16 protein-coding genes are annotated in these 18,867 nt (G+C 68.7%); 3 read left to right on the top strand and 13 right to left on the bottom strand.

All coding sequences use genetic code 11. The features are described from left to right. From BQ7388_RS04500 to BQ7388_RS04435, 13 genes are all read right to left on the bottom strand, one after another. A partial coding sequence (locus BQ7388_RS04500) for a HisA/HisF-related TIM barrel protein (protein ID WP_234946848.1) occupies positions 1-325 on the bottom strand: 325 nt, incomplete at its 3' end. An 11-nt stretch (positions 326-336) separates the two neighbouring features. Continuing rightward, positions 337-1,617: an imidazole glycerol phosphate synthase subunit HisH gene (hisH, locus tag BQ7388_RS04495; protein ID WP_072499870.1), complete on the bottom strand. Its 1,281-nt coding sequence runs from the start codon at positions 1,615-1,617 to the stop codon at positions 337-339. Positions 1,618-1,638: 21 nt separating this feature from the next. Then, on the bottom strand, positions 1,639-2,961 hold the full coding sequence (gene hisD, locus BQ7388_RS04490; protein WP_234946847.1) for a histidinol dehydrogenase: 1,323 nt from the start codon (positions 2,959-2,961) through the stop codon (positions 1,639-1,641). Continuing rightward, positions 2,961-3,548 carry an imidazoleglycerol-phosphate dehydratase HisB gene (gene hisB, locus BQ7388_RS04485; RefSeq protein WP_062529730.1) on the bottom strand — a complete coding sequence of 196 codons (588 nt, stop codon included), beginning with the start codon at positions 3,546-3,548 and terminating at the stop codon, positions 2,961-2,963. Before hisB ends, hisD begins: the two co-directional genes overlap by 1 nt. Positions 3,549-3,604: 56 nt before the next feature. Next, the gene (locus BQ7388_RS04480) at positions 3,605-3,991 is read right to left on the bottom strand and encodes a histidinol dehydrogenase (protein WP_456319925.1); all 387 of its coding nucleotides are present in this window, start codon (positions 3,989-3,991) and stop codon (positions 3,605-3,607) included. 77 nt (positions 3,992-4,068) lie between these two features. Beyond that, a complete protein-coding gene (gene hisG / locus BQ7388_RS04475; RefSeq protein ID WP_072499868.1) occupies positions 4,069-5,742 on the bottom strand; it encodes an ATP phosphoribosyltransferase in 1,674 nt (557 codons plus the stop codon). Positions 5,743-6,253: 511 nt separating this feature from the next. Beyond that, on the bottom strand, positions 6,254-7,999 hold the full coding sequence (gene murJ / locus BQ7388_RS04465) for a murein biosynthesis integral membrane protein MurJ (RefSeq protein ID WP_456319924.1): 1,746 nt from the start codon (positions 7,997-7,999) through the stop codon (positions 6,254-6,256). Between the two features lie 182 nt (positions 8,000-8,181). After that, positions 8,182-8,679 carry a Cys-tRNA(Pro) deacylase gene (ybaK, locus tag BQ7388_RS04460; RefSeq protein WP_072499867.1) on the bottom strand — a complete coding sequence of 166 codons (498 nt, stop codon included), beginning with the start codon at positions 8,677-8,679 and terminating at the stop codon, positions 8,182-8,184. 11 nt (positions 8,680-8,690) lie between these two features. Next, on the bottom strand, positions 8,691-11,597 hold the full coding sequence (gene uvrA, locus BQ7388_RS04455) for an excinuclease ABC subunit UvrA (protein ID WP_062529713.1): 2,907 nt from the start codon (positions 11,595-11,597) through the stop codon (positions 8,691-8,693). 340 nt (positions 11,598-11,937) lie between these two features. Beyond that, positions 11,938-13,044, bottom strand: coding sequence for a DUF4153 domain-containing protein (locus tag BQ7388_RS04450; RefSeq protein ID WP_159430788.1), 1,107 nt, complete (start codon positions 13,042-13,044; stop codon positions 11,938-11,940). Continuing rightward, entirely contained in the window at positions 13,035-14,396 is a 1,362-nt protein-coding gene (locus tag BQ7388_RS04445) for a DUF4153 domain-containing protein (RefSeq protein ID WP_456319923.1), read from the bottom strand. Before BQ7388_RS04445 ends, BQ7388_RS04450 begins: the two co-directional genes overlap by 10 nt. Positions 14,397-14,581: 185 nt before the next feature. After that, positions 14,582-14,839 carry a helix-turn-helix domain-containing protein gene (locus BQ7388_RS04440; RefSeq protein WP_009277859.1) on the bottom strand — a complete coding sequence of 86 codons (258 nt, stop codon included), beginning with the start codon at positions 14,837-14,839 and terminating at the stop codon, positions 14,582-14,584. Positions 14,840-14,841: 2 nt separating this feature from the next. After that, positions 14,842-15,300 carry a DUF2975 domain-containing protein gene (locus BQ7388_RS04435; RefSeq protein ID WP_062529707.1) on the bottom strand — a complete coding sequence of 153 codons (459 nt, stop codon included), beginning with the start codon at positions 15,298-15,300 and terminating at the stop codon, positions 14,842-14,844. A 527-nt stretch (positions 15,301-15,827) separates the two neighbouring features. Here BQ7388_RS04435 and BQ7388_RS04430 point away from each other — a divergent pair. The 3 genes from BQ7388_RS04430 to BQ7388_RS04420 all read left to right on the top strand — a co-directional run bounded on the left by BQ7388_RS04430 (position 15,828) and on the right by BQ7388_RS04420 (position 18,732). After that, positions 15,828-16,385 carry a sigma-70 family RNA polymerase sigma factor gene (locus tag BQ7388_RS04430; protein ID WP_062529705.1) on the top strand — a complete coding sequence of 186 codons (558 nt, stop codon included), beginning with the start codon at positions 15,828-15,830 and terminating at the stop codon, positions 16,383-16,385. After that, positions 16,372-17,736, top strand: coding sequence for a hypothetical protein (locus tag BQ7388_RS04425; protein WP_062529703.1), 1,365 nt, complete (start codon positions 16,372-16,374; stop codon positions 17,734-17,736). The genes BQ7388_RS04430 and BQ7388_RS04425 overlap by 14 nt, the downstream gene beginning before the upstream one ends. Positions 17,737-17,877: 141 nt before the next feature. Continuing rightward, positions 17,878-18,732: an Mrp/NBP35 family ATP-binding protein gene (locus BQ7388_RS04420; protein WP_062529701.1), complete on the top strand. Its 855-nt coding sequence runs from the start codon at positions 17,878-17,880 to the stop codon at positions 18,730-18,732. The last annotated feature ends 135 nt before the right edge of the window (positions 18,733-18,867 follow it).

Raw genomic sequence — 18,867 nt, 5'->3', positions numbered from 1 at the left:
CCGTGCCCAAGGCGACGCGGCTCGCGCCGGCGCTCACGAGCCGCTCGAGGTCCGCGAGGCACCTCACGCCTCCACCCGCGTCGACCCGGATGCCCTCGACGGAGCAGATGCCCGCGATGGCCCGGCGGTTCGCCTCGCGCGCGGCCTCGTCCTCCTGGAAGGCGGCGGAGAGGTCCACCACGTGGACCCAGTGGGCGCCACGCGCCGCGAAGTCGCACGCGACGGCGACGGGGTCGTCGTAGTAGACGTCCATGCGCGAGCGCTCGCCCCGCTGCAGGCGCACGACCCTGCCGCCCACGAGGTCTATGGCTGGGAAGAGGATCATGCCAGCCCCCCCTATCCTCGTACGACGCTCACGAAGTTCGCGAGCAGCGAACGGCCCGCCCGCGAGGACTTCTCGGGATGGAACTGGAGGCCAAAGACGTTGTCCGACCACACCCCCGAGGCGAAGCTGCGCGCGTAGTGGGTGCGCATCACCACGATGCCCTCGTCCACGTCGTCTGCCAGCGCATACGAGTGCGTGAAGTAGAAGTTCGCCCCCTCGGGCACGTCTGCCAGGAGCGGGCAGGTCCGCCCCAGCTCGCTGAGGTGCGCCTGGTCCCAGCCCACGTGGGGCACCTTGAGGCGCTTGGACTCCAGACGGGTCACCGAGCCCTCGAGCACACCCAGGCCGGGGACCCACTCACCGCCCCAGCTGGAGGGTCCATCCCTCCTCTCGCTCCCTCGCGAGAAGAGCAGCTGCATGCCAAGGCAGATGCCCAGGAAGGGCACGCCGCGANGCTCGCGGCGGATCAGCTCCACGGACGGGGCGAACTCGTCCCTCCTCCTGACGCAGACCAGGGCAGCTGCCTGCGAGAGCACGTTCACGGAATAGGGCTGGCGCACCGCGTTGAGCGCCGCGACCACGCCCGGCGACGCAAGGACGTAGCCCACGCGGGCACCCGCGAGCGCGAAGGCCTTCGAGAAGGTGTGCAGGACGACGAGGTTGTCGAACTCGCCCAGGAGCGGCTCCGAGCTCTGTCCCGCGTCGGCGAACTCCATGTAGGCCTCGTCCGCCAGCACCAGGCCGGGGCAGGCGCCGCAGAGCTCGCGCACCAATCCGGGTCGGGCCAGGTTTCCCGTGGGGTTGTTGGGAGAGGTGACCACCACCACGCTCGCTCCGCGGGCGGCGTCGACCAGAGCCGCCTCGTCGAGGGAGAAGTCCGCGGGGTCGCGCGGCACGTCGACGACCTCGGTCTCGGCAAGCTCCGCATAGAGGCGGTAGACCGAGAAGGACGGAGGGCAGTCCACGAGGGTGCGCCCGGCGCCGCCGAAGGCCACGAAGAGGTTGAAGAGGAGCTCGTCCCCCCCGTTGCCCACGCAGACGCGCTCGGGCGCCACGCCGTGCCAGAGCGCTATCTCCTGCCTCAGCTCGTCGCTCAGGGGCCGGGGATAGCGGTTGGTCGCCGTGCGGGCGAGCGCCTGTCCCAGCTCTGCGGCCACGCCAGGAGGGAGGCCGAGGCCGTTCTCGTTTGCGGAGAGGTTGACGCGGACCGGCGCGAAGGCGGGGTCATAGGGCTCGAGCGCCGCGGCCGAGGGCCTGAGCGCGGACCTGAGGGCGTCGTCGATGGCAGCCATGCCGTCACCTCCCGTGCTTTGTCAGTCGTCGGGGCCCGCGCCACCGAAGCCAGGAAGCAGGACGGGAGCGGGCACATCGAGCTTACGCGGCCAGGCGGCGGACATGGCGTCCTCGCAGGCAGCCGTTACATCGGCGAAATTCTGGCCGCCCCCCTCGAGCAGCCTCCGCCTCAGGCCAACGCTGAGTGCGTGCGCCCAGAGGCCCTCCGCCTGGGCCAGCTCCTGCACGACGGGTCCGTCTGCCGCGAGGCCCTCGGGCGTGTAGGCGATGACCGAGGAGCGCTTCTGGAAGTCGTAGACGCCCAGGGGGTTGGAGAAGAGCGCGGTGCCTCCGGTGGGAAGCGTGTGGTTGGGCCCGGCGACGTAGTCCCCCAGGGGCTCGGAGCTCCAGGGGCCCACGAAGATGGCGCCGGCGTTGTGCACCCGCCCCAGGAGCGAGAAGGCGTCCCGGCAGTGCAGCTCGAGATGCTCCGGCGCGATGAGGTCAACCGCGTCCAGGGCGGCGTCAAGGCCGTCGCAGACCACGCAGAGCCCGCGCCCGTCCAGCGAGCTGCGGGTGATCTCCTCGCGCGGGGACTGCGCCACCAGGAGCTCCACCACGGCGAGCACGCGCTCGGGCAGGCCGGCGTCGTCGGTCACCAGGTAGCAGGCGGCCATGGGGTCGTGCTCGGCCTGGGCCATGAGGTCCGCGGCGACGATGGCGGGGTCTGCGGACGAGTCGGCCAGCACGCAGACCTCGGAGGGTCCGGCGACCATGTCTATGCCCACGTCCCCCATCACGTAGCGCTTGGCCGCCGCCACGTAGGCGTTGCCCGGCCCCACGACCTTGGCCACGCGAGGGATGGACTCGGTACCATATGCGACGGCGGCGACCGCCTGCGCCCCACCCACGGCATAGACCTCGTCGACACCCGCGACGGCTGCCGCGGCGAGCGTGTAGGGCGAGAGTGACCCGTCCCTCTGCGGCGGCGTGACCATGACGACGCGAGGCACGCCGGCCACCCTGGCGGGGATGACGTCCATGAGCACCGTGGAGGGGTACTGCGCGCGACCTCCCGGCACGTAGACCGCCACCGAGGGGACGGGCGTCACCTTGACGCCCAGGATGGTCCCGTCGGAGCGGGTGGTGAACCAGGACTGCTCGCGCTCGCGCTGGTGGAAGTCCAGGATCTGGTCGTGGGCCTTCCTGAGCGCCGCNAGCACGACGCCCGCGGCGCCGTCCACGTCGCGTGCCTCGTCGCTCACCACGACCGATGCGCCCACCTCGGCGAGCGCCCGTTCGACGCTGCGGAGGTTGCCCTCGTGATAGTCCACGACGACGATGCGCCCCTCCCCGCCGGACATCAGAGGCTCCCCTTGGTGGAGGGGATGCCCTCGACGCGCGGATCTGGCTCCACGGCCGACCTCAGGGCCCGGGCGAAGGCCTTGAAGCAGCACTCGAGCAGGTGGTGCGCGTTGCTCCCATCTAGCTCCCTTATGTGCAGCGTCATGCCCGCCTCGCGGGCGAGCCCCACGAAGAACTCCTGTCCCAGCTCGGTGTCGAAGCTCCCCACCTTCTGCGCCGCGATGGGAAGCTCCCAGTAAAGCTCGCCCCTGCCGCTGAGGTCGATGGCCGCCAGGACCAGGGACTCGTCCATGGGCACCAGGGCGTCGCCGAAGCGGCGGATGCCGGCCTTGTCTCCCAGGGCCTCCGAGATGGCCCTCCCCAGCACGATGCCCACGTCCTCCACCGTGTGGTGGTCGTCCACCCAGCTGTCGCCCTCCGCCCTCACGCGCAGGTCGACGAGGGAGTGCCTGCCCAGGGCGCAGAGCATGTGGTCGAAGAAGCCGACGCCCGTCTTGACGTCGCAGGTCCCCGTCCCGTCCAGGTCCAGCTCCACCTCGATCTTCGTCTCGCCCGTGCTGCGGGACACGCTGGCACGTCTCTCCATCGTTCCTCCTTGGGTGTGGTCGGGGCAAGTGGGTGTGGTCGGGGCAGGTTCGGGGGTCAGGGGTCGTCGGGGGCCAGAGCCAGGGTCAGGGGAGAAGCTCCCCCATCGCCTGCAGGAAGGCGTCGTTCTCCTCGGGCGTCCCTATGGTCGCCCGCAGGCAGTCNGGGGACGGGCGTCACCTTGACGCCCAGGATGGTCCCGTCGGAGCGGGTGGTGAACCAGGACTGCTCGCGCTCGCGCTGGTGGAAGTCCAGGATCTGGTCGTGGGCCTTCCTGAGCGCCGCGAGGAAGCCCGCGTCGACGAGCTCCACGCTGCCCCGGACCAGCTCGTCAGGGACGCGGAAGGCGTCCGGGCAGGCCCCGTCGAAGCGCAGGCAGTACTCGCGCACGGCCTCGTCACCGCGCTCGCGGACGTCGTCCACGATGGCCTCGGCGGCCTCCATGACCTCGCGGGGCAGCGCCCCCGCCCTCTGCAGGTCCTTGCGCGTGAGGCGCGACGCCCCCTCGAGCCTGACGGTCCTCATCGACTGCTCCCCTCTCCTGACGCCGATACCTCCAGGAGCCGCCGTGCGAGGGCGCGCACCCGGAAGTCCGACCTGTAGGCCGCCGGTCCCGCGAAGAAGCGGGCGGCGCACTCCATGACCTCGTCCACCACCACGAGGTCGTTCTGTGCCAGGGTCTCCCCCGTCGCGGTGATGTCCACGATGCGGTCGCTCATCCCCACGATGGGCCCCAGCTCTATGTTGCCGTGCAGCTGCACGATGTCCACCTGCTGACCGATGGACTCGTAGTAGCGCCGGGTGATGCGCGGGTATTTGGTCGCCACGCGCACGCTGCCCCGCCAGCCGTAGGCCTCCTCGGCGGCGCCGCGCCGGCTCGCCGGCTCCGCCACGACGAAGCGGCATGCGCCGTAGCCCAGGCCCACGAGCTGGACCAGCTCCTCGCCCGCCTCGATGATTGAGTCGTTGCCGCAGATGCCGCAGTCGGCCCCTCCGTTGCCCACGAAGGCCGGGGCGTCCTGCGCGCGCACGATCACGTACTCCACCCCGTCCGCGGGAATCACCAGCCTGCGCCCCGGCTCGCGCAGCTCCCCCACAGGCAGCCCTGCCGCCTCGAGCATCCTAACCGTGGGGGCGAAGAGGCTCCCCTTGGGGACGGCAATCCTGAGCGGACGCTCGGCTCTGCTGCTCGCGCTTGCCACGCCCCCCAGGCCTCCCCGCTGCCCCAGGACCTCCTGCAGCGCCTCGAGCGAGAGGGCGAAGCCGCACGCCAGGACGTTGGGCCTGCCCAGGTTGCGCAGGACGGCATCGTAGCGGCCACCCGACGCCAGCGCGTCCGAGGCCAGCTCGGAGTAGCAGCGGAACACGACGCCCGTGTAGTAGTCGAAGGAGTTGGGGATGGAGAAGTCAAAGGCGACCTGCCCGGACCCCAGGAGCTCGTGCAGGCCCTCGGCCATCGCCACGAGCTCCCCCGTGCCCCTCTCGCCCTCGGGGACCTCCGCCGCCACCAGGAGCTCGTCCACGCGCGCCACCACCGAGGCATCGCCCGTCAGCCGCGGGAGCTCACGCAAGGCGCGGTCGAGCGCGGGCTCGAGCGTGAGCCCGTCCAGGTACTCGTCCAGGCCCACGAGGTCCGAGGCATGGACGAGCTCGAGCACGCGAGCGGTCACCTCCCCGGAGGGCGAGCGCTGGGCCAGCAACGCCTGCAGCGGGCGCACCGAGCCACAGGCCACGTGCCAGGCGGGAACCCCCAGCGCGTCGAGGACCTCTGCCAAGAGCAGGACGAGCTCGAGCTCGGGGCAGGCGCCCTCGAGGTCGAAGAGCTCCACTCCCAGCTGGGTGAGCTGGCGGGGCCTGCCCCCGAGCTCGGACTCCTCGCGCACCAGGGGCGCGGCGTAGCGCAGGCGAAGCGGCAGCCCGCCATCCGGCACGCGGGCCGAGACCAGGCGGGCGATGGGAAGCGTGAGGTCGGGCCGCAACACCATGAGGCTGCCGTCCGCGTCGATGAGCTGGAAGGGGGAGTTGCGTATCCTTCCCCCGCGCTCGAGCTCCGTCCGCTCCTCGAGCAGCGGGGTCTCGACCGGGAGGTAGCCATGCGACCGGAAGAGGTCCGCCACCCGCGCGCGGATCCTCTCGCGCACCGCCGCCTCGGCGGGCAGGATGTCGCGGAACCCCCGGGGCGTCCGTGCTGCCATGGCGTCCCCCCTTCTGGCAGGGATGCGGTCCCTCTCCCCCCTGCGCTTTATCCTAGTAAAGTGCTTTTGTCGAGAGGTACTTTATCACGATAAAGCGGCGGGGAGACAGGCTTCACCGTCCGGAAACTTTCGTCGACCACACCCGGCACGTGCGCCCTGGCGTCGAATACGCCGAACGCATGCCGAATTGCCACCATTACGTCCGGCACGTGCGCCTTTTCTCGACTACGTCCGACGCGCCTCTCGCCTTGCGCCGACCACGTCGAATACGTACCGAATTGCCACCACTACGCCCAACGCGTCTGAGAGCCTCGCGTTTGCCCAGTTGACACGCGATGAAAAAACGCGTTGGACGTGGTCGCGATGTACCCCGACGCGTTGGGCGCCTTCGCGGCGACGAACGGCCCGGCAATCGTTTCGACTACGCCAAGCACGCGTCAATCCGCGTCGACAACGTCCAACGCGCGCCAACCCCTCACAAGCACGTCCAATGCGTGTCGATTTGTCCCGACTACGTCAGACGCGTCTTATCGATAGTCACCAACTGGGCAAACGCAGCCACCCCGCACGCGTTGGACGCCTTCGAGCAGTATCGAGACGCGTTGGACGTAGTCGCGATGTTGCGTGACGCGTTGGACGTAGTCGCGATGTTACGTGACGCGTTGGACGTGCCTGCGGCGTGAACCGGCGCGTCAGGCGCAGACATTCGCAGGCGAGAGACGCGTTGGACGTGGTCGCGATGTCGTATAGCGCGTCGGACGTGGTCGATGGCTAGCCGCGACGGCGGAGCAGCCTGCCCAGAATCGCGTTGACGGCGGACATCTCGGGCAGGCGCAAGGCGGCGGCCAGGCCGTAGGTCACGACCAGCGAGGGGATGCCGCNGGCCGCGCATGACGCCCCAGCCGGCGGCGGCGCCCGCGAGGCCCAGCGCCAGGGAGCGCAACGCAGTGGCCAGCATGCCGCGGATGCCCAGGCCACCGATGGTGCGCCTGAGGTTCCAGAAGGTCACTGCCAGCACGGCGACCATGTAGACCGCAGAGGACCATGCGACCACGTTGAGCCCGAAGGCCGGCGTGAGCGCGAGGCAGATCACGGTCTGGATCGCCGCGGCCACCACGTGCGCGCTGGCATAGAGCCCCATGCGCCTGAGCGACGAGCAGACCTTCTGCAGGTACATGACCACGGCATAGGGCGCGAGCGAAACCGAGAGCGCCCGCAGGTAGCTCGCGGTCATGTCGATGTCGGAGGCGGAAAACTTGCCCGCGGCCAGCAGCACGACGAGCGGCCGCGCGAAGGCCACAAGGTAGAGGGTGAAGGGCACCATGAAGAAGAGGATGCGGCTCGTCCCCGCCGACACGCCGCGCCGATACGCGTCCATGTCCCCGCGAGCCACGTAGTCCGAGAGCTCGGTGAACATCGCCGTCGTGATGGGGACGGCGAGGATGGCATAGGGCAGGGTGTACCAAAGACGGGCGTAGTAGCTCACCGAGGCGCCGGCCGCCGTGGCCGAGAGGGACGAGCTGGTCATGACCGAGACCGTCTCGAAGGAGCAGAGCATGACCACCAGCGAGGGCACGCCAATGGAAAGGGTCTCCTTGATCGCAGGGTCATGCAGGTCGAGGTGCAGGCGGATGCGGATGCCATGCCTCGACAGCGACGGAACCTGCATGAGGACCTGGACCGCCACGCCAAGGGGGTTGCCCAGGGCGAGGAGCACGAGCGCGAGCTGCGGGTCGGACCCCACGAGCCAGGCATAGGCCAGGAAGGAGGCCGTGGTCACGAAGTTGTTGAAGATGGGCGCCGCGCTGGACCAGAAGTAGTCGCGCTCGGCGTTGAGCACGCCGGAGAGGATCGACGAGAGCGCGTAGAGCACGACCTCGATGACGAAGAAGCGGAAGAAGTAGACGGCGAGCTCGCTGTCGAAGTCGGAGCTCGCGCTGAACGACTGGGTCCACACCACCTGGCTCGCGAAGACGAAGCCCAGGGCGCAGACCGCCCCCATGAGGATGAGGACGATCGTGACCAGGTTGGAGGTGTAGGCGTTGGCGCCCTCCCGCCCCAGGCGCTTCTTTACCGAGAGGTAGACCGGCAGGAAGGCCGTCACCAGCATGCCACCCACCACGATTTCGTACAGCTGGTTGGGGAGGTTGTTCGCCACGGAGTAGCAGCTCGCCGTGACGGTGACGCCCAGCGCGTAGGCCTGGCCCCAGGTGCGGAAGAAGCCCGTGAGGCGGCTCACGATGACGAGGGCGCTCATGAGGGCGGCGGAGCGGCCGACCTGCGCCTCTCGGTCCTGGGGCTCGACGCCGGCGGCACCGGGGGCCGAGGGACGGACCCGTGGCCGGGGGCTCGTGGGCGTTGCCATGTGCTTGGGCATTGCTAGCTCCTTGTCTGGGCCGGACCGTCCTGCGGGCCCTACGGGCGTCCGGGTCGTGCCGCCTAGCGGCAGATGTCTGCGAACTTCGCCTTGGTGAAGGCGGCGAGGTCAAGGGGGTCGAGCCGCAGGCTGAGACCGCGCCTCCCGCCCGAGATGCCCACGTTGTCGAAGAGCTGGGCACACTCGTCGATGAGGGTCGGGAAGGGCTTCCTCATGCCCACCGGCGAGCAGCCGCCACGGACGTAGCCGGTCACAGCTTCGAGGTCGCGCACGTGCATCATCGAGAGGGACTTCTCCCCCGCCGCTGCCGCGGCCTTCTTGAGGTCGAGCTCCTCGGCCACGGGGATGCAGCAGACCACGTGACCTCCCGAGGGCGTCACCGTGACCAGGGTCTTGAAGGACGAGTCGACGTCCTCCCCCAGGGCCTCGCTGATGCGGACGCCCACGCCGGACGAGAGGTCCTCCCCGTCGGCGTCGTAGGCTTGGCAGGTGTAGGCGACTCCCCCGCGCTCGAGCTCGCGCATGGCGTTGGTCTTCGCGACCTTCTCCCGCTTTGCCACGTCCCTCTCCCCTAGCCCTTGCCCTTTGAGGCGCGCTCGGCCATGCGCCTGCGGTCGCGCTCCAGGATGGGCGCGAGGTAGCGACCGGTATGGCTGCCCTTGGCCTTGGCGACCTGCTCGGGGGTGCCGTAGGCTACGACGGTGCCGCCGCCGGCACCTCCCTCGGGGCCCATGTCTATGATGCGGTCGGCCATCTTGATGACGTCCAGGTTGTGCTCGATGACCAGCACGGTGTTGCCGGCGTCGACGAGCTTCTCGAGCACCTCGACGAGCATGCGCACGTCCTCGAAGTGCAGGCCGGTGGTAGGCTCGTCCAGAATGTAGAGGGTCTTGCCCGTCTGCTGGCGGTGGAGCTCCTTGGCGAGCTTTACGCGCTGCGCCTCGCCGCCCGAGAGCGTCGTGGCGGGCTGGCCCAGGTGCACGTAGCCCAGGCCCACGTCGTAGAGAGTCTGGAGCTTGCGCTTGATCCGGGGGATGCTGGCGAAGAAGGCCAGGGCCTCGGTCACCGTCATGTCCAGGACGTCGCTGATGCTCTTGCCGTGGTAGGTGACCTCGAGGGTCTCGCGGTTGTAGCGCTTACCGTGGCAGACCTCGCAGGGCACGTAGATGTCGGGAAGGAAGTTCATCTCGATCTTGATCTGGCCGTCGCCCTTGCACGCCTCGCAGCGGCCGCCCGGCACGTTGAACGAAAAGCGCCCGGCGCTGTAGCCGCGCGCACGGCTCTCGGGCACGCTGGCGAAGAGCGCGCGCAGGTCGTCCCAGAGGCCGATGTAGGTCGCGGGGTTGGAGCGCGGGGTGCGGCCGATGGGGCTCTGGTCGATGTCGATGACCTTGTCTATGGCCTTGCGGCCCTCCTCGTCCTCCAGCCCCTCGAGGCGGCGGTAGGGCCCGACGGCGCGCTTGGAGTGGTGCACGGCGTTGGTGAGGGCGGGGGCGAGGGTGTCCGTCACGAGGGACGACTTGCCCGAGCCGCTGACGCCGGTGACCACGGTGAGGGTCCCCAGCTCCACCTTTGCGCTCACGGAGCGCAGGTTGTTGGCGGTCGCGCCGCTGATCCTGATGGCGCCACGACCGGGCTTGCGGCGCTCGGCAGGGAGCTCGACGAGCCTGCGACCCGTGAGGTAGGCGCCGGTGACGGAGTCCGGGTTGGCCATGATCTCTTCCGGCGTGCCGGCGGCCACCACGGCCCCGCCCAGCTCGCCGGCGCCGGGACCCATGTCTATGACGTAGTCGGCGGCGCGTATGGTGTCCTCGTCGTGCTCCACCACGATCACGGTGTTGCCCTGGTCGCGCAGGCGGCGCAGGGTGTCTATGAGCCGGTCGTTGTCGCGCTGGTGCAGGCCGATGGAGGGCTCGTCCAGGATGTAGAGCACGCCCATGAGCCCGGCGCCGATCTGGGTGGCGAGGCGGATGCGCTGGGCCTCTCCACCAGATAGCGTCGCCGCGGCGCGGCTCAGCGTGAGGTAGTCCAGGCCCACGTTGACCATGAAGCGCAGGCGGGCGATGACCTCCTTAACGATGGGGGCGCCGATGAGGTGCTGGCGCTCGGTGAGGGACAGGCCTTCGAAGAAGTCCAGGGCGTCCTTGCAGCTGAGGTCGCAGACCTCCTGTATGTTGCGGTCCCCCACGGTGACGGCCAGGTACTCGGGCTTGAGGCGGGCGCCGTGGCAGGTGGGGCAGGGCACCTCCCGGATGTACTTCTCCAGGTGGGTCTTCATGGTCTCGGAGGTGGTCTCCTGGTACTTCTCGAAGAGGATGGAGCGCACGCCCGAGAAGGTGGTGGTCCAGTTGGTGTCGCGGCCGTCGCGCGTGTGGTACTCCACGCGGACCTTGGCGTCCCCCAGGCCGTCGAGCAGGGCGTGCTGGGTCTTCTTCTTCAGCTTGTTCCAAGGGGTCTGGTCGCTCTCGCCCATGTGGGCACAGACGGCCGAGAGGATCTGCGGGTAGTAGTTGGAGTGGCCGAAGATGCTGCCGAAAACGCCGCCTGCCACGGAGAGCGTCGGGTCCTCGATCAGCGCCTCCGCGTCCACGCTGCGACGCGTCCCGATGCCGTCACAGTCGGGACAGGCTCCGTAGGGCGCGTTGAACGAGAAGTCGCGAGGCTGCAGGTCGTCTATGGAGTGGCCGTGCTCGGGGCAGGCCAGGGCCAGGGAGTAGCTCAGGAGCTCCCCCTCCGCGGCCTCGGGGGCGTCGCGGTCGGGGAGCAGGTAGAACGAGACGCGGCCCGAGGCGAGGCGCGTAGCCGTCTCGATGGCCTCCGCCACGCGGCCGAGGCTGTTCTCGCGAATGACCACGCGGTCCACGACGACCTCGATGGAGTGCTTGAGCTTCTTCTCGAGCCTGATGTCCTCCTCGAGCTCGCGCACCTCGCCGTCCACGCGCACGCGGCTGAAGCCCTCGTGGCGCAGGTCCTCGAAGAGCTTGGCGTACTCGCCCTTGCGGCCCAGGACCACGGGGGCCAGCACGAGGGCGCGGCGGCCCTGGCCCACGGCGAGGACCTTGTCGGCCACCTGGTCGGTGGTCTGGCGCTCGATCACGCGGCCACACTCGGGGCAGTGCGGGACACCGATGCGGGCGTAGAGCAGGCGCAGGTAGTCGTAGATCTCCGTCACGGTTCCCACGGTGGAGCGGGGGTTGCGGCTCGTGGTCTTCTGGTCGATCGAGACCGCGGGCGAGAGGCCGTCGATGGAGTCGAGGTCGGGCTTGTCCATCTGGCCCAGGAACATGCGGGCGTAGCTCGAGAGCGACTCGACGTAGCGGCGCTGCCCCTCGGCGTAGATGGTGTCGAAGGCGAGGCTCGACTTGCCCGAGCCCGAGAGCCCCGTGATGACGACGAGCTTGTCGCGCGGGATGGTGACGTCGATGTCCCGCAGGTTGTGCTCGCGCGCGCCGCGGATGACGATGGACTCGGAGGCCATGTGCTTCCCCTTGGAAATGAAGACGTGCAGACGGCACTAGCGTATACCCGATGCGCTGGGGGCTATGCCGCCGGGCGGCGATTCGACAGCATCCCCGCAGGGACTCGGGGCGAGAGGAGGCCAGACGGCACCGCGCTACTGGGAGGGTCGGCCAAAAACTGCGCACGGAAGCCTCGAATTGTGGAGACGGACGGCGTTTGCCCAGGACTCTTGCGGCTGAAAGAAACCCAATGCGCAGTTTTCTGCGGCACGAGAAAGCCCGGGCGGGAATTTCCGCCCGGGCAGCCACAATCAACGGCGAGTTGCTCGGCCCTCGCGCATCCGCAGCCTTCGGGCTTCCTCAGCCCTCGAGCTTCTGCAGCTCCAGCATCTCCGCGACCGAGCGCTCCTGCCACCCGCTCGCGTCCACGCCGGCCCGAAGCGAGCGGACCTGCATCCGCGCCTCCACGGCGTACTCCGGGCTCCGCGCGGCAAGCCGCTCGAGGGCGGGTATCGCATCGGCCGAGAGGTCGCCCAGGTAGTAGACGTCCATCTCCTGCACCCTGCCCGCAAGGAAGCCATCGACGTTGAAGTCGGCCACGCGCGCGGCGGGACCGCTCAGCATGAAGGCGACCCAAATGCACAGGAGCGTGGCGATGGCCCAGCGGAAGATGGGGAACTCGGGCCTCAGCAGCCAGACGGTCGCATACACGACCAGCGAGAGTATCCCCACCATGCCCACGAAGGTGAGCAGGCGCAGGATGGTCAGGCCGTAGGCGCCCACATAGAGCGACATGCGCAGCGCCGCGGACGCGAGCATGACCACGATACTCGCCAGGAGCACGAGCTGCAGAGCCACGACGGGCCGGGAGCGCTCGGCGTCCCTGCGCACCCAGACGCTCGCCAGGACCACCACGATGTTGATGCCCGCGACAGCCGCGAGCGGGAAGAAGCCGGAACGCGCGTAGCCGGCGTACCCGCCAAACATGGCGGGAGAGCTCGCCCCGCCGAAGAGGTAGGCGAACTGCACCCCCACGAAGAGCAGGTAGACCAGGTCGAGCGCCGCAAGCATGGTGCCCACGGAGCTGGCGCTGGCGCGACGCGGGGAGTGGGGCTCGAGCCTTCCAACGGAGCGTCCGTGCCCATGAAGCAGGCCCAGGAGCATCCCGGAGCCGGCGACGAAGGCCAAGGCGAAGCGGGCGGCACGCATGCCCCACGCGAAGAGCCCGTCGTCGAGCCAGCCGAGGATCCTCCCGAAGAGGTCGGCGAAGACCGGGTCGGCGCTGAAGAGCAGGGGCACGGCGACCATGAGGATCGCGAGCGCGACGAGCAGTCCCAGCAGGGACGAGCGAAGCCGACCCTTGCCCGAGCTGCCGCGGCTCAGCAGCCTGAGCTGGGCAGTGTTCGAGAACTGCTCCACGAAGAAGAAGCCGATGGCGCGCAGGCAGCCGCCGAGGCTCAGCGCCACGTCCTCGGCGCAGCCCGAGAGCNGACCGAGCGCTCCTGCCACCCGCTCGCGTCCACGCCGGCCCGAAGCGAGCGGACCTGCATCCGCGCCTCCACGGCGTACTCCGGGCTCCGCGCGGCAAGCCGCTCGAGGGCGGGTATCGCATCGGCCGAGAGGTCGCCCAGGTAGTAGACGTCCATCTCCTGCACCCTGCCCGCAAGGAAGCCATCGACGTTGAAGTCGGCCACGCGCGCGGCGGGACCGCTCAGCATGAAGGCGACCCAAATGCACAGGAGCGTGGCGATGGCCCAGCGGAAGATGGGGAACTCGGGCCTCAGCAGCCAGACGGTCGCATACACGACCAGCGAGAGTATCCCCACCATGCCCACGAAGGTGAGCAGGCGCAGGATGGTCAGGCCGTAGGCGCCCACATAGAGCGACATGCGCAGCGCCGCGGACGCGAGCATGACCACGATACTCGCCAGGAGCACGAGCTGCAGAGCCACGACGGGCCGGGAGCGCTCGGCGTCCCTGCGCACCCAGACGCTCGCCAGGACCACCACGATGTTGATGCCCGCGACAGCCGCGAGCTGGAAGAAGCCGGAACGCGCGTAGCCGGCGTACCCGCCAAACATGGCGGGAGAGCTCGCCCCGCCGAAGAGGTAGGCGAACTGCACCCCCACGAAGAGCAGGTAGACCAGGTCGAGCGCCGCAAGCATGGTGCCCACGGAGCTGGCGCTGGCGCGACGCGGGGAGTGGGGCTCGAGCCTTCCAACGGAGCGTCCGTGCCCATGAAGCAGGCCCAGGAGCATCCCGGAGCCGGCGACGAAGGCCAAGGCGAAGCGGGCGGCACGCATGCCCCACGCGAAGAGCCCGTCGTCGAGCCAGCCGAGGATCCTCCCGAAGAGGTCGGCGAAGACCGGGTCGGCGCTGAAGAGCAGGGGCACGGCGACCATGAGGATCGCGAGCGCGACGAGCAGTCCCAGCAGGGACGAGCGAAGCCGACCCTTGCCCGAGCTGCCGCGGCTCAGCAGCCTGAGCTGGGCAGTGTTCGAGAACTGCTCCACGAAGAAGAAGCCGATGGCGCGCAGGCAGCCGCCGAGGCTCAGCGCCACGTCCTCGGCGCAGCCCGAGAGCAGCAGGTACTCGAGGATGCAGCTCGCCCCCATGACGAGGGCATTGAGCATGCGGAGGTCCCGGTTTGACACGAGGGTCGGGGCGAGCGCGAGGAGCAGGCAGGCGACGAGCAGGGCCTTCGCGGCACCCCCCAGGTCGCGCAGGCCCCCGCGCAGGGCGAGCGCGACGACAAAGAAGGCGAAGATGCAGATCGTGATGCCCACGCCGCAGATGGTGATGAGGGCGAGCGAGAGCATCGTGTGGTCGGCGGCGACGCTCCAGAGGATGGCGAGGCCCGCGGCGCAGGCGGGAACGAGGTAGTCGCGCGGGCCTGCCGGCTCCAGGCTGCGGGCGGGGGCGTCGGCGGAGGCGGGCTTCTCGGCGATACCTTCCTCCGCGATCTGTCCGGGCATGGGGGGCCTGCCCCCGGCTTCTGGCTCTCTCATCTGTCCCACTTCCTTTCGTCGGTGTCCCCGCGGCGTTTCTCGTCGGTGTCCCTGCGGTACTCGAGCAGATCGGCGGGCTGGCAGTCGAGCTCCTCGCAGATCGCCTCGAGCGTGGTGAAGCGGATCGCCCGCGCCTTGCCCGTCTTGAGTATCGAGAGGTTCGCGATGGTCACGCCGACGCGCTCGGAGAGCTCGGTGAGGCTCATCTGGCGTCGCGCGAGCATGACGTCGAGGTTCACGTGGATGTGGCCCATGCCTACACCACCAGGTCGTTCTCGTCTTTGATCTGGGCCGCGTTCTGGGTGAGCCCCGAGAGCGCGACGCACACCACGGCGAGCGAGACGGAGAACACGAGGGCGACGGAGAGGGACGCGACGACGCTGAATACGACAGGTTCAACGAGGGCGAGGTACGCCACGAGCTCGGCGAGCCACACGGCCGCGTCGGCCGCCGCAAGGTAGCCCATGCGACGCAGAAGACGCGCGTTGCCCTGCGTGAAGACGTCTCCCACGCCGATGGACGAGAAGAGCCTCCACGCCACCGCCGCCAGGACAACGAGGGGCAGGATGCCCAGGGTGAACAGGAGGGTCGACCCGGGCGGGACCACGCCACGCGCCTCGACGGGCGGGATGGCGGCGATGGCGACCACGAGGCAGGAAAGGACGGCGAGAAGGTCGATCGCCTTGAGGAGGAGGGACATCTCTCTTCGTGACATGCGAGCTCCAAGCGGCTGTCGGTATGGGACGTCGGCCTGGCAGCTGCCGGAGGCCGTCGACGAATCAGGCACTTCGTCGACGGCCATTATAGGGCAAACATATCGTTTTTCGATATTAATTTACTGATTTTCGATAAATCATACGATGAGAAGAACGACGGCAGGCCCGCCAGGAAGCGCAGCGTCCCAAGCGGCATCGCCCCGCACGAGCCAGCCCGAGGCCGAGCGGCGCCAGGCTATGCGTGCTTGTAGCCCGTCACCATGGTGAGCAGGAAGCAGGTGACGGTGGCCCATGCAAAGAACTTGTGCGCCTTCATTTGGATTCCTCCCCTCGTCAGAGGCAGTACGAAAAGAACGCCCTCATTGCCTCGATTATACGAGGCGCGCGGCAAGACGCGCTAACAAGAAGCGGGACGATGGGGACTCCTCGCTGCCCGACAGCGCTCGGATCAAGAAAACGTGGGACGCGACACGTCCCAGCCCGTGTTAATGACAGATGGAGTCCCTCACAACGAAAGGTGCATGGGGTGGCAGACGGGAGAGAAAGGGTCCAACGCTCGGACGCGTTCGTGCGGGACGCGATGAGCGCCTGGGGGGACTCGGTACTGCGCCTCGCCTTGGCACAGACCGGTTCCAGGGCAGACGCCGAGGACGTCTACCAGGACGTGTTCGTGTCGCTGGCATGCTCCCCCACCAAGTTCGAGAGCGACGAGCACCTCAAGGCCTGGCTCCTGCGCGTCACCATCAACCGCTGCCACGACCTCAGGAGGACCTGGTGGTGGCGTCACATCGCCTCGATGGAGGAGCTCGACAGAGAGCCCTCCACGTCCGAGGACCCGACCTCCGACAGCGTCGTGGGCGGGCGCGGCCATCCGGAGGACTCATGCCCGCCCCTCTGGGATGCCCTGCGCAGGCTCCCGGAGAGATATCGGACCCCCGTCTTCCTCTTCTACGTCGAAGAGATGAGCTGCGCACGCATAGCAGAAGTAGCTGGATGCAGGGAGTCTACCGTTCGCACGCGACTGCAGCGCGGGCGCGAGAAGCTAAGGAAAACGTTGGAAGGACTCGACTATGAGGCAATTTGATGACAAGGCCGGCGACTTCGCGAGCGGCGCGGACGAGGCCATCAAGGCGGGCCTGGAGTCCGCCGTGTCCGAGGTCCGGACCTCCCCCCGGCTCGACGACCGCGTGATTGACCGCATCCGCGACATACGCTCGCAGCAGGACGCCCAAGTGCCCCACGGACGTTCCCCGGTCCTGCTTCCCCGCGTCGCAGTGGGAGCGGTCGCCTGTGGGCTCGCACTCGCCGTGGCCATCGGGGCCATGTCAAGCCCCGCAAGCCCGTCTGGCACCACGCAGGACTCCGGCACGGGTGCCTCCGAGGCGTCGGAGCATCCCTTCTCGCTTTCGATTGCCCAGGCATCCGAGACAAGCAAGGAGGTCAGCGTCGCGGCGACCAACGACGGCATCCGTCCCGTCTCGGACGAGGTCTCAAGGAGCCAGGAGCTCAAGCTCAACCTCTCGGTCACCGGCGACAACATAACGTCCGTCACGTATCGCATCGTCGGCAGTCCCACCGAGAAGTACCGCGCCAGCGTCATGGACAAGGACAGGTTCCCGGACGGGGTCGGAACGCGCGACCTCGTGAGCCTGCACCAGGCGGTCTGGGGCAGCTACGAGCAGACGGAGGGCTTCGTCGCCCCAAAAGAGGGGCAGTTCCAGCCCGAGTCGATCACCATCGACTACGGACAGCGGTCCGCCGACGGCTCCTACCACACCGCCGACGGCGTCTACCACTTCGTTGCGGCGTCCGGAGACATGCAGTCATATTGGGACAGCGACCCCACCCTGCAGGCCCTCGACGCCTGGCTGGATGCCACGCTCAGCCCAGACGGCAGCGACGACAACGAGAACCCCACCCCGCGGGCGTGGGACGACACCTCCGCCGAAGCGGAGGGACAGGACTCCGAGCAGGAACGCGCAAGCAGGCCCAAGAGGACGAACGAGCTCAGGGCCGCGTACGACTCCGCGCTCGCGGACGCGACGTCCACGCCCGAGAAGGCATACGAGTGGACGAGGAAGAACTACATCTCCGGCTTCGTGACCTGCAACGACTCGCTCAGTCAGGCGCGACTCGAGGTGACCGCGACGTTCGCGGACGGCTCGACGACCACCAGGCTGTATCGCATCGAACTCGTCGACGACTATGAACGGGTGCTGTCGGACCGATTCGACGCGCTCTGCGAGGCAGCAGGGACGATACCTGCGGATCTCATCGCACGGACGGGGCTTCCCTGGATGGACTGGGACACGAGTGCCAGCCACGTGCGCGGCGAAAGCATGACCTACGCAGGGTCGATCAGCGACGAGCAGTATGCCAGTGACCCGCGACTGACGGCAGCCATGTACACGATCACGGACGTCACGGAGGAATAACCGGACGAGAGGGGCGTCACGCCCCAGGGTGCACCACCGCCCCCTTGGGTAGAATCGACTCATCGGCAACTCGTCGGCGCGCCGGCGCGCGGGACCCACGTCCCGCCCGGCGCGCCGCGCTCCCAAGGAGAGGAATCCCACATGGCAGACATAGACGAGGAGGCGCTGCGCCGGGAGGTCGATGCGGCCCTGGGCCACGGAGGACAACAGCAGCAGGGTCCCCAGACCTTCCAGCCCGAGCCCGGCTCGCACATCAAGCACGTGATCGGCGTCATCTCGGGCAAGGGCGGCGTCGGCAAGTCCCTGGTCACCGGCGCCATCGCCACCAGCCTCAGGCGCGACGGCCGCAAGGTGGCCATCATGGACGCCGACATCACCGGTCCCTCCATACCCAAGATGTTCGGCATGTCCGGCAAGCACGCCCTGGCTCGCGACGAGAAGCTCGTCCCCATCGAGTCCGACGGGGGCATCAAGGTCATGAGCACCAACCTCGTGCTCGAGAACGAGACCGACCCCGTGCTCTGGCGCGGTCCCATGCTCATGGGGGCGCTCCGCCAGTTCTTCGAGGAGACCCGCTGGGGCGACATCGACTACCTGCTGGTCGACATGCCCCCAGGAACCGGCGACGTGGCCCTCACCGTCTTCCAGAGCCTGCCCATCGAGGGCGTCGTGATCGTGAGCTCGCCCCAGGACCTGGTCCAGATGGTCGTAGGCAAGGCGCTCAACATGGCCGCCATGATGGAGGTCCCTGTGATCGGCCTGGTCGAGAACCTGAGCTGGCTCCCCTGTCCCAACTGCGGCGAGCGCGTGGAGCCCTTCGGTCCCAGCAAGCTGCAGGAGACGGCCGCCCACTTTGGCATCGCCGCCCTGGACCAGCTGCCCATCGACCCCAGGATTGCCAGGAGCTGTGACGAGGGCAACTTCGAACAGGTGCTCCCGGAGAGCTTCGTGGCCAAGGCAGTCGAGCAGATCGAGGCCCACGAGCAGGTGGCCTAGGTGCCAGGCTCCAAATCCAGGACAAGGGCACGGGGAGAGAGGCGGCCCTCGCGCGCGCAGCGCGAGGCCGAGCTCGTCTCCGCCGCCATCGAGGCAGCTCCCTCGGACGTGACGGACGTCTGCGTCGTGGGCGGC

The organism is Olsenella phocaeensis (assembly GCF_900120385.1).
Taxonomy (GTDB): Bacteria; Actinomycetota; Coriobacteriia; order Coriobacteriales; family Atopobiaceae; genus Olsenella_I; species Olsenella_I phocaeensis.
The sequence above is the reverse complement of the archived record's forward strand: the minus strand, read 5'-3'. Positions and strand labels throughout refer to the sequence as shown.

What these genes read in the sequence shown, in the direction of transcription:
- hisB (WP_062529730.1), bottom strand. Translation starts at nt 3,548, where the DNA reads ATGGAGAGACGTGCCAGCGTGTCCCGCAGCACGGGCGAGACGAAGATC.
- hisG (WP_072499868.1), bottom strand. Translation starts at nt 5,742, where the DNA reads ATGGCAGCACGGACGCCCCGGGGGTTCCGCGACATCCTGCCCGCCGAG.
- BQ7388_RS04420 (WP_062529701.1), top strand. Translation starts at nt 17,878, where the DNA reads ATGGCAGACATAGACGAGGAGGCGCTGCGCCGGGAGGTCGATGCGGCC.
- uvrA (WP_062529713.1), bottom strand. Translation starts at nt 11,597, where the DNA reads ATGGCCTCCGAGTCCATCGTCATCCGCGGCGCGCGCGAGCACAACCTG.
- BQ7388_RS04425 (WP_062529703.1), top strand. Translation starts at nt 16,372, where the DNA reads ATGAGGCAATTTGATGACAAGGCCGGCGACTTCGCGAGCGGCGCGGAC.
- BQ7388_RS04440 (WP_009277859.1), bottom strand. Translation starts at nt 14,839, where the DNA reads ATGGGCCACATCCACGTGAACCTCGACGTCATGCTCGCGCGACGCCAG.
- BQ7388_RS04435 (WP_062529707.1), bottom strand. Translation starts at nt 15,300, where the DNA reads ATGTCACGAAGAGAGATGTCCCTCCTCCTCAAGGCGATCGACCTTCTC.